This is a genomic window from Streptomyces sp. LMG1-1-1.1, assembly GCF_040815545.1.
Classification (GTDB): Bacteria; Actinomycetota; Actinomycetes; order Streptomycetales; family Streptomycetaceae; genus Streptomyces.
Genome location: NZ_JBFPNH010000021.1, coordinates 262,069 through 280,725, shown reverse-complemented (window position 1 = coordinate 280,725; position 18,657 = coordinate 262,069). Strand labels below are relative to the sequence as shown.

The window sequence follows — 18,657 nt, the reverse complement described above, 5'->3', positions numbered from 1 at the left end:
TCCGGGCAAGTTCGGGAGCGACGCGCCCCTTTGAGCGTCCGGGCGGGCGAAGAGTTGAGTCGACACGACTCAGGTCTGTTGACGCACGCGACCTCCTCGTGCATCCTTGAGTCAGTTCCACTCAAGTCAGTCAGCTGGAGGAATCGAAATGGCACGTGCGGTCGGCATCGACCTGGGCACGACTAACTCCGTCGTCAGCGTTCTGGAAGGCGGCGAGCCCACCGTCATCACCAACGCCGAGGGCGCCAGGACCACGCCGTCCGTCGTCGCCTTCGCGAAGAACGGCGAGGTGCTCGTCGGCGAGGTGGCCAAGCGTCAGGCCGTCACCAACGTCGACAGGACCATCCGGTCGGTCAAGCGCCACATGGGCACCGACTGGAAGATCGAGATCGACGGCAAGAACTTCAACCCGCAGCAGATGAGCGCCTTCATCCTGCAGAAGCTGAAGCGCGACGCCGAGGCCTACCTGGGCGAGAAGGTCGTCGACGCGGTCATCACCGTCCCGGCGTACTTCAACGACTCCGAGCGTCAGGCCACCAAGGAGGCCGGTGAGATCGCGGGCCTCAACGTCCTGCGCATCGTCAACGAGCCGACCGCGGCCGCCCTGGCGTACGGCCTGGACAAGGACGACCAGACGATCCTCGTCTTCGACCTCGGTGGCGGCACCTTCGACGTGTCCCTCCTGGAGATCGGCGACGGCGTCGTCGAGGTGAAGGCCACCAACGGTGACAACCACCTCGGTGGTGACGACTGGGACCAGCGCGTCGTCGACTACCTGGTGACGCAGTTCCAGAACGGTCACGGCGTGGACCTGGCCAAGGACAAGATGGCTCTCCAGCGTCTCCGCGAGGCCGCGGAGAAGGCGAAGATCGAGCTCTCGTCCTCGACCGAGACCTCCATCAACCTGCCGTACATCACGGCCTCCGCCGAGGGCCCGCTGCACCTGGACGAGAAGCTCACCCGAGCCCAGTTCCAGCAGCTGACCTCGGACCTGCTCGACCGCTGCAAGGTGCCGTTCCACAACGTCATCAAGGACGCGGGCATCAACCTCTCCGAGATCGACCACGTCGTTCTCGTCGGTGGCTCGACCCGTATGCCGGCCGTCGCCGAGCTCGTCAAGGAGCTGACCGGTGGCCAGGACGCCAACAAGGGCGTCAACCCGGACGAGGTCGTCGCCATCGGCGCCGCCCTCCAGGCCGGTGTCCTCAAGGGTGAGGTCAAGGACGTCCTGCTCCTCGACGTGACCCCGCTGTCCCTCGGCATCGAGACCAAGGGAGGGATCATGACCAAGCTCATCGAGCGCAACACCACGATCCCGACCAAGCGGTCCGAGATCTTCACGACGGCCGAGGACAACCAGCCGTCCGTGCAGATCCAGGTCTACCAGGGCGAGCGCGAGATCGCGGCGTACAACAAGAAGCTCGGCATGTTCGAGCTGACCGGTCTGCCGCCGGCGCCGCGCGGCGTCCCGCAGATCGAGGTCGCCTTCGACATCGACGCCAACGGCATCATGCACGTGACCGCGAAGGACCTGGGCACGGGCAAGGAGCAGAAGATGACCGTCACCGGCGGCTCCTCGCTGCCGAAGGACGAGGTCGACCGGATGCGCCAGGAGGCCGAGCAGTACGCGGACGAGGACCACCGTCGCCGCGAGGCCGCCGAGTCCCGCAACCAGGGCGAGCAGCTCGTCTACCAGACGGAGAAGTTCCTCAAGGACAACGAGGACAAGGTCCCCGGTGACGTCAAGGCCGAGGTCGAGGCCGCGCTCGTCGAGCTGAAGGAGAAGCTCAAGGGCGAGGACACCGCCGAGATCCGCACCGCCACCGAGAAGGTCGCGGCCGTCTCCCAGAAGCTCGGCCAGGCGCTGTACGCCGACGCCCAGGGCGCCCAGGCCGCCGGTGACGCCGGCCAGGCCCAGGCGCAGGACGACGACGTCGTCGACGCCGAGATCATCGACGACGAGCCCAAGAAGGGCGGTCAGGCGTGACCGAGGAGACCCCGGGCTTCGAGGAGAAGCCCGACGTCCCCTCCGGCGCCACCCCTGACGACGCCGCCGAGGCCGTCGAGACCTCCGCCACGGAGGAGTCGACGGCCCCGGCCGGGGACGCAAGCAACGACAAGTCGGCCGGTACCGTGGGCCTCACCGCCCAGCTGGACCAGGTCCGTACCGCGCTCGACGAGCGCACCGCGGACCTCCAGCGGCTCCAGGCCGAGTACCAGAACTACCGCCGCCGCGTGGAGCGGGACCGGGTCACGGTCAAGGAGATCGCCGTCGCGAGCCTCCTGTCCGAGCTCCTTCCCGTGCTCGACGACGTCGGCCGGGCCCGGGACCACGGCGAGCTCGTGGGCGGGTTCAAGTCGGTGGCCGAATCGCTGGAGACCGTCGTCGCCAAGATGGGTCTGCAGCAGTTCGGCAAGGAGGGCGAGCCCTTCGACCCGACGATCCACGAGGCCCTGATGCACTCGTACGCGCCGGACGTCACCGAGACGACCTGCGTGGCGATCCTGCAGCCGGGGTACCGGATCGGGGAGCGGACCATCCGGCCCGCCCGCGTGGCCGTCGCCGAGCCCCAGCCGGGCGCGCAGGCGAAGGCGGAGGAGTCGGACGACTCCGAGCAGGACAGCGAGTAACAGCCGTACCCGGAAGCGGGAGGAGGGACGTCGATGAGCACGAAGGACTTCGTCGAGAAGGACTACTACAAGGTTCTCGGCGTCCCCAAGGACGCCACCGAGGCCGAGATCAAGAAGGCGTACCGGAAGCTCGCCCGCGAGAACCATCCGGACGCCAACAAGGGCGACACCAAGGCCGAGGAGCGCTTCAAGGAGATCTCCGAGGCCAACGACATCCTCGGTGACGCCAAGAAGCGCAAGGAGTACGACGACGCGCGCGCGCTGTTCGGGAACGGCGGCTTCCGGGCCGGCGGCCCCGGCGGCGGCTCGTTCAACTTCGACCTGGGCGACCTCTTCGGAGGCGCCCAGGGCGGGGCGGGCGGCGGCGGCTTCGGCGGCGGGGGCGGCATCGGGGACGTCTTCGGCGGACTGTTCAACCGCGGGGCGGCCGGGGGCACGCGCACCCAGCCGCGGCGCGGCCAGGACGTCGAGTCCGAGGTGACCCTCAGCTTCACCGAGGCCATCGAGGGCGCGACCGTACCGCTGCGGATGTCCAGCCAGCAGCCGTGCACGGCGTGTTCGGGCACCGGCGACAAGAACGGCACGCCCCGGGTGTGCCCGACCTGCGTCGGCACCGGTCAGGTCTCGCGCGGCAGCGGCGGCGGCTTCTCCCTCACCGACCCCTGCGTCGACTGCAAGGGCCGCGGCCTCATCGCGGAGAACCCCTGCGAGGTCTGCAAGGGCAGCGGGCGCGCCAAGTCGTCCCGCACCATGCAGGTCCGGATCCCTGCCGGCGTCTCCGACGGGCAGAAGATCCGGCTGCGCGGCAAGGGGGCGCCCGGCGAGCGCGGCGGGCAGAACGGCGACCTGTACGTCGTCGTGCACGTCGACGCCCACCCGGTCTTCGGCCGCAAGGACGACAACCTCACCGTCACGGTGCCGGTCTCCTTCGTGGAGGCGGCGCTCGGCGGCGAGGTCAAGGTCCCGACCCTCGGCGGCCCCGCGGTCACCCTCAAGCTGCCCGCGGGCTCGGCGAACGGTCTGACCATGCGCGCCCGGGGCAAGGGCGCGGTCCGCAAGGACGGCACCCGCGGCGACCTCCTCGTGACGGTCGAGGTCGCGGTGCCCAGGGAACTGGACGACAAGGCACGCGAGGCCCTGGAGACCTACCGCGAGGCGACCGCCTCCGAGGACCCCCGGGCGGAGCTGTTCCAGGCCGCGAAGGGAGCGTGACCCGATGGACGGACGCCGACGCAATCCGTACGAACTGACCGACGAGTCGCCGGTGTACGTCATCTCGGTGGCGGCCCAGCTCTCTGGTCTGCACCCGCAGACCCTGCGGCAGTACGACCGGCTCGGCCTGGTCTCCCCGGACCGCACCGCCGGCCGGGGGCGGCGCTACTCGGCCCGTGACATCGAGCTGCTCCGCCAGGTGCAGCAGCTGTCCCAGGACGAGGGCATCAACCTGGCCGGGATCAAGCGCATCATCGAACTGGAGAACCAGGTCGCGGCGTTGCAGAGCCGGATCGCGGAGCTGTCGGCCGCGGTCGACGGCGCGGCGGCGGCGATGCGCCAGCGCGAGGCCCAGGTGCACGCCTCGTACCGGCGCGACCTGGTGCCGTACCAGGACGTGCAGCAGGCGAGTGCCCTGGTGGTGTGGCGCCCCAAGCGCGGCGAGTAGGTCCGCGAGGCATCCGTCGGAGCCCCGTCCACAGCTGTGGACGGGGCTTTCGCGCGTCCCGGGGTCAGGGGAGCAGTTCGGAGACGATCTCGCCGACCGTCTCGTACCAGGGGGAGGCGCCGGTCCCGAACGCGGCGGCCAGGGCGGTGCCGACGGCGATGTCGCGGGGCGTGGCGCCGGGCTCCCAGGTGTCGATGACCCGCCCGTTCCCCGAGCACAGCAGTTCGCCGACCTTCCGGCCGTCCCGGGTGAGGCGGCTGTAGTCGTGCCCGCACGGCACCAGCCGGTAGTGGACGCCGTCGGTGCGGACGTCGACGCGGTACGACCACCGCAGCAGCCGCCCCCGGGCCGGCCGGAGTGCGGCCGGCTCCCCGTCGACGGTGAGCGCGAGGAGGCCGGCCCGTCGGGTCCCGATGGGCGTGTGGGCGTCGGGAGGGCTCCCCGGGGCCCGTACGAGCTCCACGACGGGCAGCCCGTAGCCGGACACCCGGAGCGTCCCGGCGGGCCCGTCCAGGTCGATCTGTGCGTACACGGTGGTCAGTTGTCCCGTTCGAGGATGCCGGACTGGGCGATCAGGTACCCGAGCTGGGCCCGGCTCCCGCTGCCGAGCGCGGCGGCGAGCTTGGCGATGTGGGCGCGGCACGTCCGCACGTTCATCCCGAGGCGGCGCGCGATGGCCTCGTCGACGTGGCCTTCGACGAGGAGCTTGGCGATGGAGCGCTGGACGCCCCCTATGCCGTCCACGGACGGGCTGTAGGGGATCTCCTCCTCCCAGGGCACGCCGTGCAGCCAGAACTGGTCGAAGACGCCGACGAGGTACTGGACGAGGCCTTCGTGGCGGAGTTCGAGGGCGACCTGGCGGTCGCTGCGCGCGGGTACGAAGGCGACCTTGCGGTCGACGATGATCAGCCGGTCGATGATCTCTTCGAGGGTGCGGAGTTCGAGCCCGTAGGGGGCGACCCGTTCCACGTAGGCGAGGGTGGCGGGGTGGTGCCGTGCGGTGTGCTGGTAGAGGGTGCGCATCCGGACGCCGCGGTTGAGGAGGGGCTCCATGCGCCGCAGGGCCGCTTCGAGGGTCTCGGGGCGCCGGCCGCTGCCGGGCTGGATGGTGAGGAGTTCCTCGGTGCACTCGTTGATGACGCGGTCCAGCGTCGCGTTGATGACGCTGAGGCCTTCGAGGACCGTGATGGCCTGTGCGGCGGAGGGGTCGGGTGTGTGGATGGCCAGGAATGGCTCGAAAGCGTCGGCGAGCGCGATGGCGTGCTGCCGACGCGCCTGTATCTCCAGTTCGATGGGGTGAACGAGCTGGTTGAGGGCGATCGAGGGCGACACCGGGTGCAGCCACTGGCTGTCGTCGGGGTCCGGGTGAAGGAGGGAGAGCTCCTTCAGGCAAGGGGCGGCCGCGGCCTCGGAGCGGGCGATTCGACCCGTGCGGAGTGCGTTCGCGTACAGCTCCTTTCCCACGTCGCATAGTTCACCGTGACTGTGGTTATGGCCCGTTCCGTCACATTCAAGACTCATTTGCACCCCCCTCAGGGTCATGAATTACAGGAACATGATGCCCGGGTTGGCTGGTGGACGGGTCAGGAGTAAGTCATCGTCTAACTCGCGGGGGGGAGGTAGTGATCAAAAGAGGTGGAGATCGGCCATGACCAGGATGGTTCGTGCACTTAGCGCCATAGCCGTTGCGGCGGCTGTTCTCGGTGTGCTCGCACTCGACGGCGAGCCCTCATGGGAGACCACCCCGGCGCACTCCGTGGTAGCGGAGCCGGGCGAGCCCTCGTGGGAGAGCACTCCGGCGCACGATGTGCTCGCGTCGCCCGGCGAGCCGTCTTGGGAGATCCTTCCCAAGGGTGCGGGCGCGTGAGTGTCCCGCCCGACGACCCCAGGTTCCGGCGTGAGATGGCCTCGGCCTACCGCTCCGGATGGCACTTCGTCGATCTCGCCACGGCCATCCCCCACCGTGGCGACTCGCTGAAGGTCACTCTCTTCGGAGAGCCGATCGTCGTCGCACGCGAGCAGGACGAGGACGTCCGTGCTTACCGCTGTCTCCGGCGCCCCCGGGGCGCACCGCAGCCGATCCGCTGTGCCATCCGGTACGGCATGATCTTCGTCAATCTCGACCAGCGGGACCACCAGCTGATCGAGCCCGAGACCATCACCGCCACCCCCCGCAGTGCCTGAGCGATTCCCCCGTCGTTGTAGATCGCTCCGGCACTTCCCCCACACAGCGGCGCCATCGCGGACCTGAAACGCGATGGCGCCGCTGTGCTGCGCGCGCCCTTCCCGGGCGCGGCCCCCTCGCCCGGGTGAGGGCGGTCCCGGTGTCTCAGGCGCGGCCCATCGCCCGGGTGAGGGCGATCTCGATGACGACCCGGTCCGGGTTCGGGGCCGGCGTGCGGCCGTACCGCTCGGCGTAGCGGGCGACGGCGTCCGCGACGACCTCGGCCTCCGTGCGGATCCGGGCGACGCCCTCCAGGGTGGCCCAGCGCCCCTTGTCGACCTGGCAGACCGCGACCCGCGCGCCCTCGGCGCCCGCCGCCAGGACGTTGGCGACCTTCCGGCTGTTCTTGTTGGTGATCACGCGCGCGTACCCGCCCTCGGGGTCGTACGTGACGCCGACCGCGACGACGTGCGGAGTGCCGTCCGGGCGCGGGGTGGTCAGGGTGCTCATGTGGTACTCGCGCCAGAAGCCGACGTACGAGTCGGAGGGGTTCCTCGGGTCCGTTGCCATGCCCGGAAACTACCCGGGGCGGGACTCCCCGCAACACCTTGAGCGGGATCGACTCAACTTTGTGTACCCTGGAGAAGTCATAGACGGAGAGGACCCACGAGAACCCAGGAGGAGCACCGCACGTGGACGCCGAACTGACCAACCGGAGCCGGGACGCGATCAACGCGGCGAGCAGCCGCGCCGTGTCCGAGGGGCACGCCGACCTGACCCCCGCGCACCTGCTGCTCGCACTGCTGACCGGTCAGGACAACGAGAACATCACCGACCTGCTCGCCGCCGCCGAGGCCGACCAGGCCGTCGTCCGCGCGGGCGCGGAGCGGCTGCTCGCCGCCCTGCCGAGCATCACGGGGTCCACGGTCGCGCCCCCGCAGCCCAACCGCGAGTTCCTCGCCGTCATCGCCGACGCCGACAAGCGCGCCAAGGAGCTCGGCGACGACTACCTCTCCACCGAGCACCTGCTCATCGGCATCGCCGCCAAGGGCGGCCAGGCCGGTGAGATCCTCGACCGGCAGGGCGCGAGCGCTTCGAAGCTGCTCGGCGCGTTCGAGAACAGCAGGGGAGGACGCCGGGTGACCACACCCGACCCGGAAGGGCAGTACAAGGCGCTGGAGAAGTTCGGCACGGACTTCACGGCCGCCGCGCGCGAGGGCAAGCTCGACCCGGTCATCGGCCGCGACCACGAGATCCGGCGCGTCGTCCAGGTGCTGTCCCGCCGCACCAAGAACAACCCGGTCCTCATCGGTGAGCCCGGCGTCGGCAAGACCGCCGTCGTCGAGGGCCTCGCCCAGCGGATCGTGAAGGGCGACGTGCCCGAGTCGCTGAAGAACAAGCGGCTGGTCTCGCTCGACCTCGGCGCGATGGTCGCGGGCGCCAAGTACCGCGGCGAGTTCGAGGAGCGCCTGAAGACCGTCCTCTCCGAGATCAAGGAGAGCGACGGCCAGATCATCACCTTCATCGACGAGCTGCACACGGTCGTCGGCGCGGGCGCCGGCGGCGACTCCGCCATGGACGCCGGCAACATGCTGAAGCCGATGCTGGCCCGCGGCGAGCTCCGCATGGTCGGCGCCACCACCCTCGACGAGTACCGCGAGCGGATCGAGAAGGACCCCGCCCTGGAGCGCCGCTTCCAGCAGGTCCTGGTCGCCGAGCCGACCGTCGAGGACACCGTCGCGATCCTCCGCGGTCTCAAGGGCCGGTACGAGGCCCACCACAAGGTGCAGATCAACGACTCCGCCCTGGTGGCCGCCGCGACCCTCTCCGACCGGTACATCACCTCCCGCTTCCTCCCCGACAAGGCCATCGACCTCGTCGACGAGGCCGCCTCCCGGCTGCGCATGGAGATCGACTCCTCGCCCGTCGAGATCGACGAGCTCCAGCGCTCCGTGGACCGGCTCCGCATGGAGGAGCTGGCCCTGAAGAACGAGACGGACGCGGCGAGCAAGCAGCGCCTGGAGAAGCTGCGGCGCGACCTCGCCGACCGCGAGGAGGAGCTCCGCGGCCTCACCGCCCGCTGGGAGAAGGAGAAGCAGTCCCTCAACCGGGTCGGCGAGCTCAAGGAACGCCTCGACGAGGCCCGCGGTCGCGCCGAGCGCGCCCAGCGCGACGGCGACTTCGACACCGCCTCCAAGCTGCTGTACGGCGAGATCCCGGCCCTCGAACGGGAACTGGAGGCCGCCAGCGAGGCCGAGGCGCAGCAGGAGGCGTCCAAGGACACCATGGTCAAGGAGGAGGTCGGCCCGGACGACATCGCGGACGTCGTCGGCGCCTGGACCGGCATCCCCGCCGGCCGCCTCCTGGAGGGCGAGACGCAGAAGCTGCTGCGCATGGAGGACGAGCTCGGCAAGCGGCTGATCGGCCAGTCCGAGGCCGTCCGGGCCGTCTCCGACGCCGTGCGCCGCACCCGCGCGGGCATCGCCGACCCCGACCGGCCCACCGGCTCCTTCCTCTTCCTCGGCCCGACCGGCGTCGGCAAGACCGAGCTGGCGAAGGCGCTCGCCGACTTCCTCTTCGACGACGAGCGGGCCATGGTCCGCATCGACATGTCGGAGTACGGCGAGAAGCACTCCGTCGCCCGGCTCGTCGGCGCGCCCCCCGGCTACGTCGGCTACGAGGAGGGCGGCCAGCTCACGGAGGCGGTCCGCCGCCGCCCGTACAGCGTGGTCCTGCTCGACGAGGTGGAGAAGGCGCACCCGGAGGTCTTCGACGTCCTGCTCCAGGTCCTTGACGACGGACGGCTCACCGACGGCCAGGGCCGGACGGTGGACTTCCGCAACACCATCCTGATCCTGACGTCGAACCTCGGCAGCCAGTACCTCGTCGACCCGGTGACCTCGGAGGACGTCAAGAAGCAGCAGGTCCTGGACGTCGTCAGGGCCAGCTTCAAGCCCGAGTTCCTCAACCGGCTCGACGACCTGGTCGTCTTCTCGGCGCTCGACCGGGCCGAGCTCGGCCGGATCGCCCAGCTCCAGATCGACCGGCTCGGCAAGCGGCTCGCCGAGCGCCGGCTCACCCTGGACGTCACCCCGGCGGCCCTGGAGTGGCTCGCCGACGAGGGCAACGACCCCGCGTACGGCGCCCGGCCGCTGCGCCGCCTGATCCAGACGGCGATCGGCGACCGGCTCGCCAAGGAGATCCTCTCCGGCGAGGTCGTCGACGGCGACACGGTCCGCGTGGACCGCTTCGAGGACGGCCTCATCGTCGGCACGGCCCGCTAGGGGTCTCCGACGGGCCTCCGCGTCGAAGGCCGTGAGGGGGACGAGGGCGGTGCCGCCGCCCTCGTCCGCCGTCCCCGCGCGGACGCGAAGCCCCGCGGCGAGCCGGATCCGCCGCCGCGATGTCCGCTTCTCGTCCCCCATGTGCAGGAGATCGTGTCAGCTGGCAGCGGATCTCTGCGCTTCGGGACCGGCGGGGCTTGCCACGCACCGCCCGGCATGGGAGAGGATGGCGAGCATCCGTACGAAGGGAAATACACGGTGAGCATCGACCCGTCCTCGATTCCGAATTTCGGGGGCCAGCCCCAGCCTCAGGCCGCAGGACCGGCGGGCCCCGTCGTCCCCGACCAGGACCTCGTCAAGCAGCTCCTCGAGCAGATGGAGCTGAAGTACGTCGTCGACGACGAGGGTGACCTCGCGGCGCCGTGGGAGGAATTCCGCACGTACTTCATGTTCCGCGGCGAGGACGAGCAGCAGGTCTTCTCGGTCCGGACGTTCTACGACCGTCCGCACTCGGCCGACGACCGCGCCAAGATCCTCGACGCGATCGACGACTGGAACCGCCGCACCCTGTGGCCCAAGGTCTACACCCACCTCCACGAGGAGGAGGACGGCTCGGCCACCCTCCGCCTCATCGGCGAGGCCCAGATGCTGATCGGCACCGGCGTCGCCCTGGAGCACTTCGTGTCCTCCACGGTCAGCTGGGTCCGCGCCTCGATCGAGTTCGACAAGTGGATCGTCGAGCAGTTCGGCCTGGAGTCCCCCGAGGACAAGGCGGAGGGTGACGAGGAGGCCTGATCCTCCCCGCCCCACCGCACGGCCGCGAGAGCCCGGCCCCCTTCCGGGGGCCGGGCTCCCGTGCGTCCGGCGCGCGCCTCAGGCGAGGCGCTTGAGGCGCGAGACCGCTTCTTCGAGGACTTCGGTCTTCTTGCAGAAGGCGAAGCGGACGAAGGGGGCGCCGGCCTCCCGGTGGTCGTAGAAGACGGCGTTGGGGATGGCGACGACGCCGGCGCGGTCGGGCAGGGAGCGGCAGAAGGCGAAGCCGTCGGTGGCGCCGAGCGGGCGGATGTCGGTGGTGACGAAGTAGGTGCCGGAGGGGCGGTAGACCTCGAAGCCGGCCTGGGCGAGGCCCTCGCTCAGCAGGTCCCGCTTGGCCTGGAGGTCGGCGCGCAGCGCGTCGAAGTAGCTGTCGGGGAGGCGGAGGGCCTCGGCGACTGCGTACTGGAACGGGCCGGCGGAGACGTAGGTGAGGAACTGCTTGGCCGAGCGGACGGCGGAGGTCAGTTCGGGGCTCGCGGTGATCCAGCCGACCTTCCAGCCCGTGAACGAGAAGGTCTTCCCGCTCGAACCGATGGTGACCGTGCGTTCCCGCATGCCGGGGAGGGTCGCGATCGGGATGTGCTCGGTACCGTCGAAGACCAGGTGCTCGTACACCTCGTCGGTGACCACGAGCAGGTCCCGCTCGACCGCGAGCTCGGCGACGGCGGTCAGCTCGGCGCGGGTGAGGACGGTGCCGGTGGGGTTGTGCGGGGTGTTGAGCAGGATCAGCCGGGTCCGGTCGGTGACGGCGGCCCGCAGTTCGTCCAGGTCGAGGACGTAGGCGCCCTCGTGGGGACGGAGGGTGACGGGGACACGGGTGCCGCCGGCCATCGCGACGCAGGCCGCGTACGAGTCGTAGTACGGCTCCAGGGCGATCACCTCGTCGCCCGGCTCGACGAGGGCGAGCAGGGCCGCCGCGATGGCCTCGGTCGCGCCCGCGGTGACCAGCACCTCCGTGTCGGGGTCGTACGCGAGGCCGTACCGCTCCCGCTGGTGGTCGGCGACGGCCGTCCGCAGCTCGGGGACGCCGGGGCCGGGCGGGTACTGGTTGCCGCGGCCGTCCCGCAGCGCGCGGACGGCGGCTTCCCGGATCTCCTCCGGGCCGTCGGTGTCGGGGAAGCCCTGACCGAGGTTGATCGACCCGGTCCTGGCGGCGAGCGCGGACATCTCGGCGAAGATCGTCGTCCCGAACTCGGCGAGGCGGCGATTGAGCAGCGGTCGTGTCATGGGAGCCATCCTGGGGGGAAGCTCTGGACTTGCTCAAGTGTGCTTTGGCGGGGGCGCGGCGAGGGGATCGCCCTGGCATGGACATCGCATTCTTCATCCTCGGGATCGCGGCCGTGATCGCGTTCGGAGTGTGGCTCGTCGCGCGCGGGATGAGCGGGGCGGAGCGGGCGCGCGGCGGCCGGAGCGGCGGCGGGGACAGCTGGTGGGCCGGTGCGGGCTCCTCGACCACCTCGTCCTCGCCCTCCTCTTCCTCCTCCTCGTGCTCCTCGTCCTCGTCGTTCTCCTGCTCCTCGTCCTCGTGTTCGAGCTCGTCGTGCTCGTCGTCCTCGTGCTCGTCGTCCTCGTGCAGCTGAAGCTCTCGATTCGCTCAAGTCCGCTTTGACGGGGGGCCGTAGGGGGCATCCCCCTCGCACAGAAGAACGGGGGTAGTACAGATGGAGATCTTCATCGTGATCCTGGGGGCCCTGGTCGTCATCGGCCTGGTCTCCGGCGTCAGGGACCGCGGGCGGGGCCGCCGGCGGCGCCGGGGGCGGAAGGGCGGCTGGGCCGACGGCGGAGGCGGCGGCGGTTGCGGCGGCGGCAGCTCGTGCGGGTCGAGCTGCGGTGGTGGCGGCGGCTGCGGCGGCGGTTGCGGCGGCGGCAGCTGAGCGGGCGCCGGCTCCGGAGGCACGTGACGTTGGCATTCCGTGCCGACATCTCGATCGATTCTGATTGAACAATTGAACTGTGGGGTCCCCGAAGGGGTTGGAAAACACAGCAAGTTGGGTAAAACCGCTGCGAGTCGTCCGGCGTCCGTGGTTCTCTCGCTCCTGACAGAGACAGCCCTCGGACCGTGTGTGGAACCGAGCCGGCGATCCCCCACTCCCGTTGGACCCTCTCGGGGCGCCCCCGGCCCACCCGTCAAACCGTGTTTGCGGAGCCGACCCATGCTCACCACCCTGAAGACCACCTACACCGACACGCGCGCGGCCGATCTGGCCTGGGCGCTGGGGCGCGAGCCGCTGCCCGCCCTCGCGGTGCTCGACCTCGAACTCTCCAGCGCCAAGCTCCAGTTGAGACTGCTCGGCGCCTCTCACCAGGTCCTCCTCGAAGAGGACGGTCACACCTGCTCGGAGACCGTGGCCTGCATGCCCGGCAGCAGCACCCCGCTGCCGCTCGGCGTCTCCAAGCGCATCGGCGAATGGGAGTACGAATTCGCGGCACGCGTCGAGACGCTCCCGCAGGGCTCGTTCGCGGGCCGTGCGCAGGAGTTGCTCGCACTCGTCGCCGACCACCCGAACGGCCTCGCGGGGACCTTCCCCGGGTCGCCGCACGCCTTCACGGCCATGCTGGCGCACCGCCAGGAGGGCCAGGTGCGGTGGCGCACCTGGCACGCCTACCCGCAGGAGGGGCAGTTGGTGGTGACCAGGACCCGTATCGGCGCACGTATGCCTGCAACGCTCTGATACGCCCCTCCCGGGCTCCAGGTGCACTCGTGTGGGTGACAAGGGGTCCGTCAGTCGTGACGTAGCGTTACGGTCATGATCGAGCCGACCGTGACCATGCCACCCAAGCGGGTGCGGCGGCCGCCCCCGCGGCGGCCCGTCCGGCCGCCCGAAGCGGTGCGGTTCCCGGTCCTCGCGGTGGTGTTCGTCTGCGCCGCCTGCGGTCTGGTCTACGAGCTGGAACTGGTCGCACTCGCCTCCTACTTGATCGGCGACTCGGTCACCCAGGCCTCCGTCGTGCTCTCCGTGATGGTCTTCGCGATGGGCGTCGGCTCGCTGCTCGCCAAGCGGTTGCGCTGCCGCGCCGCCGTCGGCTTCGGCTTGGTCGAGGCCGGGCTCGCGCTCGTCGGCGGCTGCTCGGCGATGGTGCTGTACGCGGCCTTCGCCTGGCTCGGCGAGTCGCGGTACGTGCTCGTGGCGTTCTCGCTGGCCATCGGCGTGCTCATCGGCGCCGAGATCCCGCTCCTGATGTCGCTGATACAGCGGGCGGGCCGGTCGGGCCGGGCCGGCCGGCAGGCCCGGCCCCGGGACCAGGACGACGCCGCGGGGACGGTCGCCGACCTCTTCGCCGCCGACTACGTCGGCGCGCTGGTCGGCGGCCTCGCCTTCCCGTTCCTGCTGCTGCCCTGGCTCGGTCAGCTCACCGGCGCGCTCGTCACCGGCGCCGTGAACGCGGTGGCGGGCGGCGGCCTCGTCCTCTGGGTGTTCCGCCGCGACCTCACCCGCCGCTCCCGGGCCCTGCTCGTGGCGGTGAACGTGTGCGTCCTCGCCGTCCTCGCCACCGCGACCGTGCTCGTCGGCGACTTCGAACAGGCCGCGCGCCGGGCCGTGTACGGGGACCGGGTGCGGGTCGCCGTCCACACCGACCTCCAGGAGGTCGTCGTGACCGGCGGCCGCGAGGGGCCGCCCGACCTCTTCCTCGATGGCCGCCTCAGGGTGGCCGGCCAGGACGAGTACCGCTTCCACGAGGCCCTCGTCCACCCCGCGATGAAGGGCACGCACGCGCGGGTGCTGATCGTCGGCGGCGGGGACGGCCTGGCCGCCCGCGAGGTCCTGCGCTACGCGGGGGTCCGCGCCGTCACCGTCGTCGAGATCGACCGCGGCGTCGTCCGCCTCGCCCGTACGGACCCGGCCCTCGCCACGCTCAACGCGCAGGCGTTCCGGGACCCGCGCGTCCGGGTGGTCTACGCGGACGCGTTCGGCTGGCTGAGGGACGCCGCCGATCGTGTGCAGGAACGGTACGACGTGGTGATCTCCGACCTGCCCGACCCCGGCATCACCCCCAGCACCAAGCTGTACTCCGAGGAGTTCTACGGCCTGGTGGCCCGCGTCCTCACCGGCGCCGGACGGTTCGCCGTGCACGCCGGATCGGCCGCCGACCGGCCCCGCACCTACTGGACGGTGGACGCCACCCTGCGCGCCGCGGGCTTCGCGACCCGCCCCTACAGCGCGAGCGGCCGCACCCCCGGTTTCGCCGCCGGACCCGACCGCGCGGACCGCGTCAGCGGCACGGGCCGGGGACCCTGCGACTGGGGCTTCCTCCTCGCCGCGCACGGCGGCCGGCGGCCCGCCCTCGGTCTCGCCCCCGACGCGCCCCGGCTGCGCTCGCTCGCCGCCGACACCCTGGCCGCCGCGGCCCGCCGCGCCGAACGCACCAAGGGCGCCGCGCTGCCCCCGTCCACCCTGGTGCACCCGCGGTACGGCTCCTGAGAGCGGGACGACGGGCCGGCGCGCCGGGCCCCGGGCGGTCGGCGTGCGCGCGCGCCCGGCGGCAAACAGGCGACGCCGCGCCCCGGCCTGAGTAGGCTCGGCTTCCATGGAGCATGAGGTGTTCGTTCCCGTCCCGGCCGAGGCCCTGCGTGCGACGCTCACGGACCCGGCCCGGGTGGTGCGCTGCGTGCCCGGCTTCCAGCGCGACGCCGACGAGTCCGCGGGCCCCCTCACGGGACGGCTCAAGGTCCGGGTCGGCGGCAACACCATCACGTACCGCGGCGCCCTGAGGGTCGTCGAGCGGGACGGCGCCATCACCTACGAGGGCCAGGGCGCCGAGGCCCGCGGCAACGGCTCGGCCGAGCTGTCGCTCACCGTCGTCCTCACTCCGGTGGCCGACGGCACCAGCCTGAGCTTCACCGGAGCCCTCACGGCGGAGGGCCGGCTCGCCGAGGCGACGGACGGGGCGAGGTCCCTGGCCGGCGCCAAGCTGCTCGACAAGTTCGTGGAGGCGCTGGCCGCCCTCGCGGAGGAGCCGGCGGGGACCGAAGCAGCCGCCGTCACCGAAGACGACGCGCACTCCGAAGACGACGCGCACTCCGACGACGACGCCCACGCCGATGCCGATGCCGATGCCGATGCCGACGACGCCGACTCCGACGACGACGGGGTCGACGACGGAGTCGAGGAGCCCGGCCGGAGCGCCCTCCTCGACACACCGGTCCCGCCGCCCTCGCTGGACCCGCTCCTGGACGAGGACTTCGGCGCCACCCCGATCGAGTTCCCCGCCCCGCAGCCCGCCGCGGAGGCCGCCCACGCCCGCCGGACGATGATCGGGCGGAGCGCCGAGGAGGTCGACCACGCCCCGCCGCGCGGCCGTTACGCCCCGGTCCCCGCGCCCGAGGCGGGCAGCGCGGGTGCCACCCTGCGCTGGATCGCGCCCGCCGCGGCCCTCGCGCTCGCCTCGGCGGTCGTCGTCGGAAGGGCGTTGCGGCGCCGTCGTTGAAACGCTCCCATCGGGGCTAGGGTCGGGGCGTGACGATGCAGACGCGACTGACGGCGGGTGCCGCCGAGTTGACCATCAACCCCGAGCGCGGGTGCCGGATCGAGAGCCTGCGCATCGGCGGCACCGAAGTGCTGCGCCAGGGCGACCGGTACGGCAGCTTCCCGATGGCGCCGTGGTGCGGGCGGACCGGGAACGGCCGCTTCCGCAACGGCGCCACCTCGCATCAGCTGCCGGTCAACGCGGCTCCGCACGCCATCCACGGCACCGTCCGCGACGTGGCCTGGAAGGCCGCCAGGACGTCCGCGACCGAGGCGGTGTTCACCTGTGAGCTCGGTGACCCGTGGCCGTACAAGGGCCGCGTCACCCAGGTCTTCGAACTGGCCGAGGACTCCCTCACCCTCCGCTTCGGGGTCGAGACCTACGCCGACTCGTTCCCGGCCCAGGCCGGCTGGCACCCCTGGTTCCTGCGCAACCTCGGCCGGGGCGGCCAGGACGTGGAACTCGGTTTCGCCCCCGCCTGGCAGGAGGAGCGCGGCGACGACCACCTCCCCACCGGCCGCCGGATCGACCCCCTCCCCGGCCCGTGGGACGACTGCTTCGGCATGCCCGGCGGCGTCGACGTGTCCCTGACCTGGCCGGATGAACTGGAGCTGAAGGTCGCGAGCCGCGCCGAGTGGGTCGTGATCTACGACGAGCCGGCCGAGGCGGTCTGCGTCGAGCCGCAGTCCGGCCCGCCGAACGGCCTCAACACCCTCCCGCGCCTCGTCACCCCGATCGACCCCCTGGAGGTCGAGAGCGTCTGGAGCTGGCGTCGGCTTTAAGCTGCTGACCATGACTGACGTACGCGCTGAGCTGCTCCAGCAGATCAAGGACAAGGCCGTGGTCCACGGCAAGGTGACCCTCTCGTCGGGTCTGGAAGCCGACTACTACATCGACCTGCGCCGGATCACGCTGGACGGCGAGGCCGCGCCCATGGTCGGTCAGGTCATGCTCGACCTCACCGCCGACCTGGACTTCGACTGCGTCGGCGGGCTGACGCTCGGCGCCGACCCGGTCGCGACGTCGATGCTGCACGCCTCCGCCGCGCGCGGGCAGCGCCTCGACGCCTTCGTCGTGCGCAAGGCGCAGAAGGCGCACGGCATGCAGCGCCGTATCGAGGGCACGGACGTCAAGGGCCGTCGCTGCCTGGTGGTCGAGGACACCTCGACCACCGGTGGCTCGCCGCTGACCGCGGTCGAGGCCGTCCGCGAGGCGGGCGGCGAGGTCGTCGCCGTGGCCACGATCGTGGACCGCGGCGCCGCCGAGGCGATCGGCGGGGCGGGCCTGACCTACCTCACCGGCTACCAGCTGGCCGATCTCGACCTGGCGTAACCGCCGCGAAGTCGTGACGTAGGGCCCTGACCCCGGTGATGGCGGTCCTGACCTGCGTTTTTATCCAAGGGCGGGGTGTTTCACGTGAAACACCCCGCCCTTGGTCGTGCCGCGCCCGTGGGAGCCCGGACGAGAGTCTGAAAGGATGGGGTCGACGATGACGTCGCCCCCAGGTCAGGGACAGAAACGCACACACCCCGCACATCACAAGGAGCGGACGAATGCCCATCGCAACCCCCGAGGTCTACAACGAGATGCTCGACCGGGCGAAGGCAGGCAAGTTCGCCTACCCGGCCATCAACGTGACCTCGTCCCAGACCCTGCACGCTGCGCTGCGCGGCTTCGCGGAGGCCGAGAGCGACGGCATCATCCAGATCTCGACCGGCGGAGCCGAGTTCCTGGGCGGTCAGCACAAGAAGGACATGGTCACGGGCGCCGTTGCCCTGGCCGAGTTCGCGCACATCGTCGCCGCGAAGTATGACATCACGGTCGCTCTGCACACCGACCACTGCCCGAAGGACAAGCTGGACGGCTACGTCCGTCCGCTGCTCGACATCTCCGCCGAGCGCGTCGCCCGTGGCGACAACCCGCTGTTCCAGTCGCACATGTGGGACGGCTCCGCCGAGACCCTCGCGGACAACCTGGCCATCGGCCAGGAGCTGCTCGCGAAGGCCGTCGCCGCCAAGATCATCCTCGAGGTCGAGATCACCCCGACCGGTGGCGAGGAGGACGGCGTCAGCCACGAGATCAACGACGAGCTGTACACCACCGTCGATGACGCGATCCGCACCGCCGAGGCCCTGGGCCTGGGCGAGAAGGGCCGCTACCTGCTCGCCGCCTCCTTCGGCAACGTGCACGGCGTCTACAAGCCGGGCAACGTCGTGCTCCGCCCCGAGCTCCTCAAGGACCTCCAGGCCGGCGTCGCCGAGAAGTTCGGCAAGTCCTCCCCGTTCGACTTCGTCTTCCACGGCGGTTCGGGCTCGACGGCCGAGGAGATCGCCACCGCGCTGGAGAACGGCGTCGTGAAGATGAACCTCGACACCGACACGCAGTACGCCTTCACCCGCCCGGTCGTGGACCACATGTTCCGCAACTACGACGGTGTCCTGAAGGTCGACGGCGAGGTCGGCACGAAGTCCACCTACGACCCGCGCACCTGGGGCAAGCTCGCCGAGGCCGGCATGGCCACCCGTGTGACCGAGGCGTGCGCCGCGCTGCGCTCGACCGGCACGAAGCTGAAGTAGTCACGGCGGGGCCGACGCCGGCACGTCCGAGCCGTCGTCAGCCCCTCCGAAGCGAAAGCC

The 18,657-nt window shown here is 71.1% G+C and carries 19 protein-coding genes; 15 read left to right on the top strand and 4 right to left on the bottom strand.

All coding sequences use genetic code 11. The features are described from left to right. Positions 1–148 precede the first annotated feature (148 nt). From dnaK to MRBLMG1_RS11925, 4 genes are read left to right on the top strand one after another with little or no spacing between them, the layout of a single operon-like run. The gene (dnaK, locus tag MRBLMG1_RS11940; RefSeq protein WP_367823456.1) at positions 149–1,987 is read left to right on the top strand and encodes a molecular chaperone DnaK; all 1,839 of its coding nucleotides are present in this window, start codon (positions 149–151) and stop codon (positions 1,985–1,987) included. Beyond that, entirely contained in the window at positions 1,984–2,631 is a 648-nt protein-coding gene (grpE, locus tag MRBLMG1_RS11935) for a nucleotide exchange factor GrpE (protein WP_367823454.1), read from the top strand. Before dnaK ends, grpE begins: the two co-directional genes overlap by 4 nt. A gap of 33 nt (positions 2,632–2,664) precedes the next feature. After that, complete coding sequence (gene dnaJ / locus MRBLMG1_RS11930) at positions 2,665–3,843, top strand: molecular chaperone DnaJ (RefSeq protein WP_367823452.1); 1,179 nt, start codon at positions 2,665–2,667, stop codon at positions 3,841–3,843. 4 nt (positions 3,844–3,847) lie between these two features. Continuing rightward, positions 3,848–4,291: a heat shock protein transcriptional repressor HspR gene (locus MRBLMG1_RS11925; protein WP_015034631.1), complete on the top strand. Its 444-nt coding sequence runs from the start codon at positions 3,848–3,850 to the stop codon at positions 4,289–4,291. A 64-nt stretch (positions 4,292–4,355) separates the two neighbouring features. Here MRBLMG1_RS11925 and MRBLMG1_RS11920 read toward each other — a convergent pair whose 3' ends face one another. Together MRBLMG1_RS11920 and MRBLMG1_RS11915 are read right to left on the bottom strand one after the other, a co-directional pair. After that, positions 4,356–4,823: a hypothetical protein gene (locus MRBLMG1_RS11920; RefSeq protein WP_367823450.1), complete on the bottom strand. Its 468-nt coding sequence runs from the start codon at positions 4,821–4,823 to the stop codon at positions 4,356–4,358. A 5-nt stretch (positions 4,824–4,828) separates the two neighbouring features. After that, on the bottom strand, positions 4,829–5,833 hold the full coding sequence (locus tag MRBLMG1_RS11915; protein ID WP_367823449.1) for a helix-turn-helix transcriptional regulator: 1,005 nt from the start codon (positions 5,831–5,833) through the stop codon (positions 4,829–4,831). 321 nt (positions 5,834–6,154) lie between these two features. On the opposite strand from MRBLMG1_RS11915, the gene MRBLMG1_RS11910 reads away from it, so the two are divergent. Next, positions 6,155–6,475, top strand: coding sequence for a hypothetical protein (locus MRBLMG1_RS11910; protein ID WP_026058376.1), 321 nt, complete (start codon positions 6,155–6,157; stop codon positions 6,473–6,475). A 145-nt stretch (positions 6,476–6,620) separates the two neighbouring features. Here MRBLMG1_RS11910 and MRBLMG1_RS11905 read toward each other — a convergent pair whose 3' ends face one another. After that, positions 6,621–7,025 carry a pyridoxamine 5'-phosphate oxidase family protein gene (locus MRBLMG1_RS11905; RefSeq protein WP_367823447.1) on the bottom strand — a complete coding sequence of 135 codons (405 nt, stop codon included), beginning with the start codon at positions 7,023–7,025 and terminating at the stop codon, positions 6,621–6,623. Between the two features lie 122 nt (positions 7,026–7,147). Here MRBLMG1_RS11905 and clpB point away from each other — a divergent pair, with 122 nt between their 5' ends. Continuing rightward, positions 7,148–9,739 (top strand): ATP-dependent chaperone ClpB, encoded by a 2,592-nt coding sequence (gene clpB, locus MRBLMG1_RS11900; RefSeq protein ID WP_367823445.1) that lies wholly within the window; start codon positions 7,148–7,150, stop codon positions 9,737–9,739. Positions 9,740–9,997: 258 nt separating this feature from the next. Then, positions 9,998–10,534 (top strand): YbjN domain-containing protein, encoded by a 537-nt coding sequence (locus MRBLMG1_RS11895; protein ID WP_367823443.1) that lies wholly within the window; start codon positions 9,998–10,000, stop codon positions 10,532–10,534. Positions 10,535–10,612: 78 nt separating this feature from the next. On the opposite strand, the gene MRBLMG1_RS11890 is transcribed toward MRBLMG1_RS11895, so the two are convergent. Further along, on the bottom strand, positions 10,613–11,782 hold the full coding sequence (locus MRBLMG1_RS11890; RefSeq protein WP_367823442.1) for a pyridoxal phosphate-dependent aminotransferase: 1,170 nt from the start codon (positions 11,780–11,782) through the stop codon (positions 10,613–10,615). Between the two features lie 130 nt (positions 11,783–11,912). On the opposite strand from MRBLMG1_RS11890, the gene MRBLMG1_RS11885 reads away from it, so the two are divergent. The 8 genes from MRBLMG1_RS11885 to fbaA all read left to right on the top strand — a co-directional run bounded on the left by MRBLMG1_RS11885 (position 11,913) and on the right by fbaA (position 18,597). After that, positions 11,913–12,164, top strand: a complete 252-nt coding sequence (locus MRBLMG1_RS11885; protein WP_367823440.1) for a hypothetical protein — start codon at positions 11,913–11,915, stop codon at positions 12,162–12,164. 52 nt (positions 12,165–12,216) lie between these two features. Further along, complete coding sequence (locus tag MRBLMG1_RS11880) at positions 12,217–12,429, top strand: hypothetical protein (protein WP_367823438.1); 213 nt, start codon at positions 12,217–12,219, stop codon at positions 12,427–12,429. A 279-nt stretch (positions 12,430–12,708) separates the two neighbouring features. After that, on the top strand, positions 12,709–13,227 hold the full coding sequence (locus MRBLMG1_RS11875) for a DUF2617 family protein (RefSeq protein WP_367823436.1): 519 nt from the start codon (positions 12,709–12,711) through the stop codon (positions 13,225–13,227). Positions 13,228–13,302: 75 nt separating this feature from the next. After that, on the top strand, positions 13,303–14,976 hold the full coding sequence (locus MRBLMG1_RS11870; RefSeq protein ID WP_367823435.1) for a polyamine aminopropyltransferase: 1,674 nt from the start codon (positions 13,303–13,305) through the stop codon (positions 14,974–14,976). 106 nt (positions 14,977–15,082) lie between these two features. Beyond that, positions 15,083–15,982 carry an SRPBCC family protein gene (locus MRBLMG1_RS11865; RefSeq protein WP_367823433.1) on the top strand — a complete coding sequence of 300 codons (900 nt, stop codon included), beginning with the start codon at positions 15,083–15,085 and terminating at the stop codon, positions 15,980–15,982. A gap of 35 nt (positions 15,983–16,017) precedes the next feature. Beyond that, positions 16,018–16,803: an aldose 1-epimerase gene (locus MRBLMG1_RS11860; protein ID WP_367823694.1), complete on the top strand. Its 786-nt coding sequence runs from the start codon at positions 16,018–16,020 to the stop codon at positions 16,801–16,803. Between the two features lie 10 nt (positions 16,804–16,813). Beyond that, positions 16,814–17,353, top strand: a complete 540-nt coding sequence (gene pyrE / locus MRBLMG1_RS11855; RefSeq protein ID WP_367823431.1) for an orotate phosphoribosyltransferase — start codon at positions 16,814–16,816, stop codon at positions 17,351–17,353. A gap of 221 nt (positions 17,354–17,574) precedes the next feature. Beyond that, a complete protein-coding gene (gene fbaA / locus MRBLMG1_RS11850; RefSeq protein ID WP_367823430.1) occupies positions 17,575–18,597 on the top strand; it encodes a class II fructose-bisphosphate aldolase in 1,023 nt (340 codons plus the stop codon). Positions 18,598–18,657: the final 60 nt, after the last annotated feature.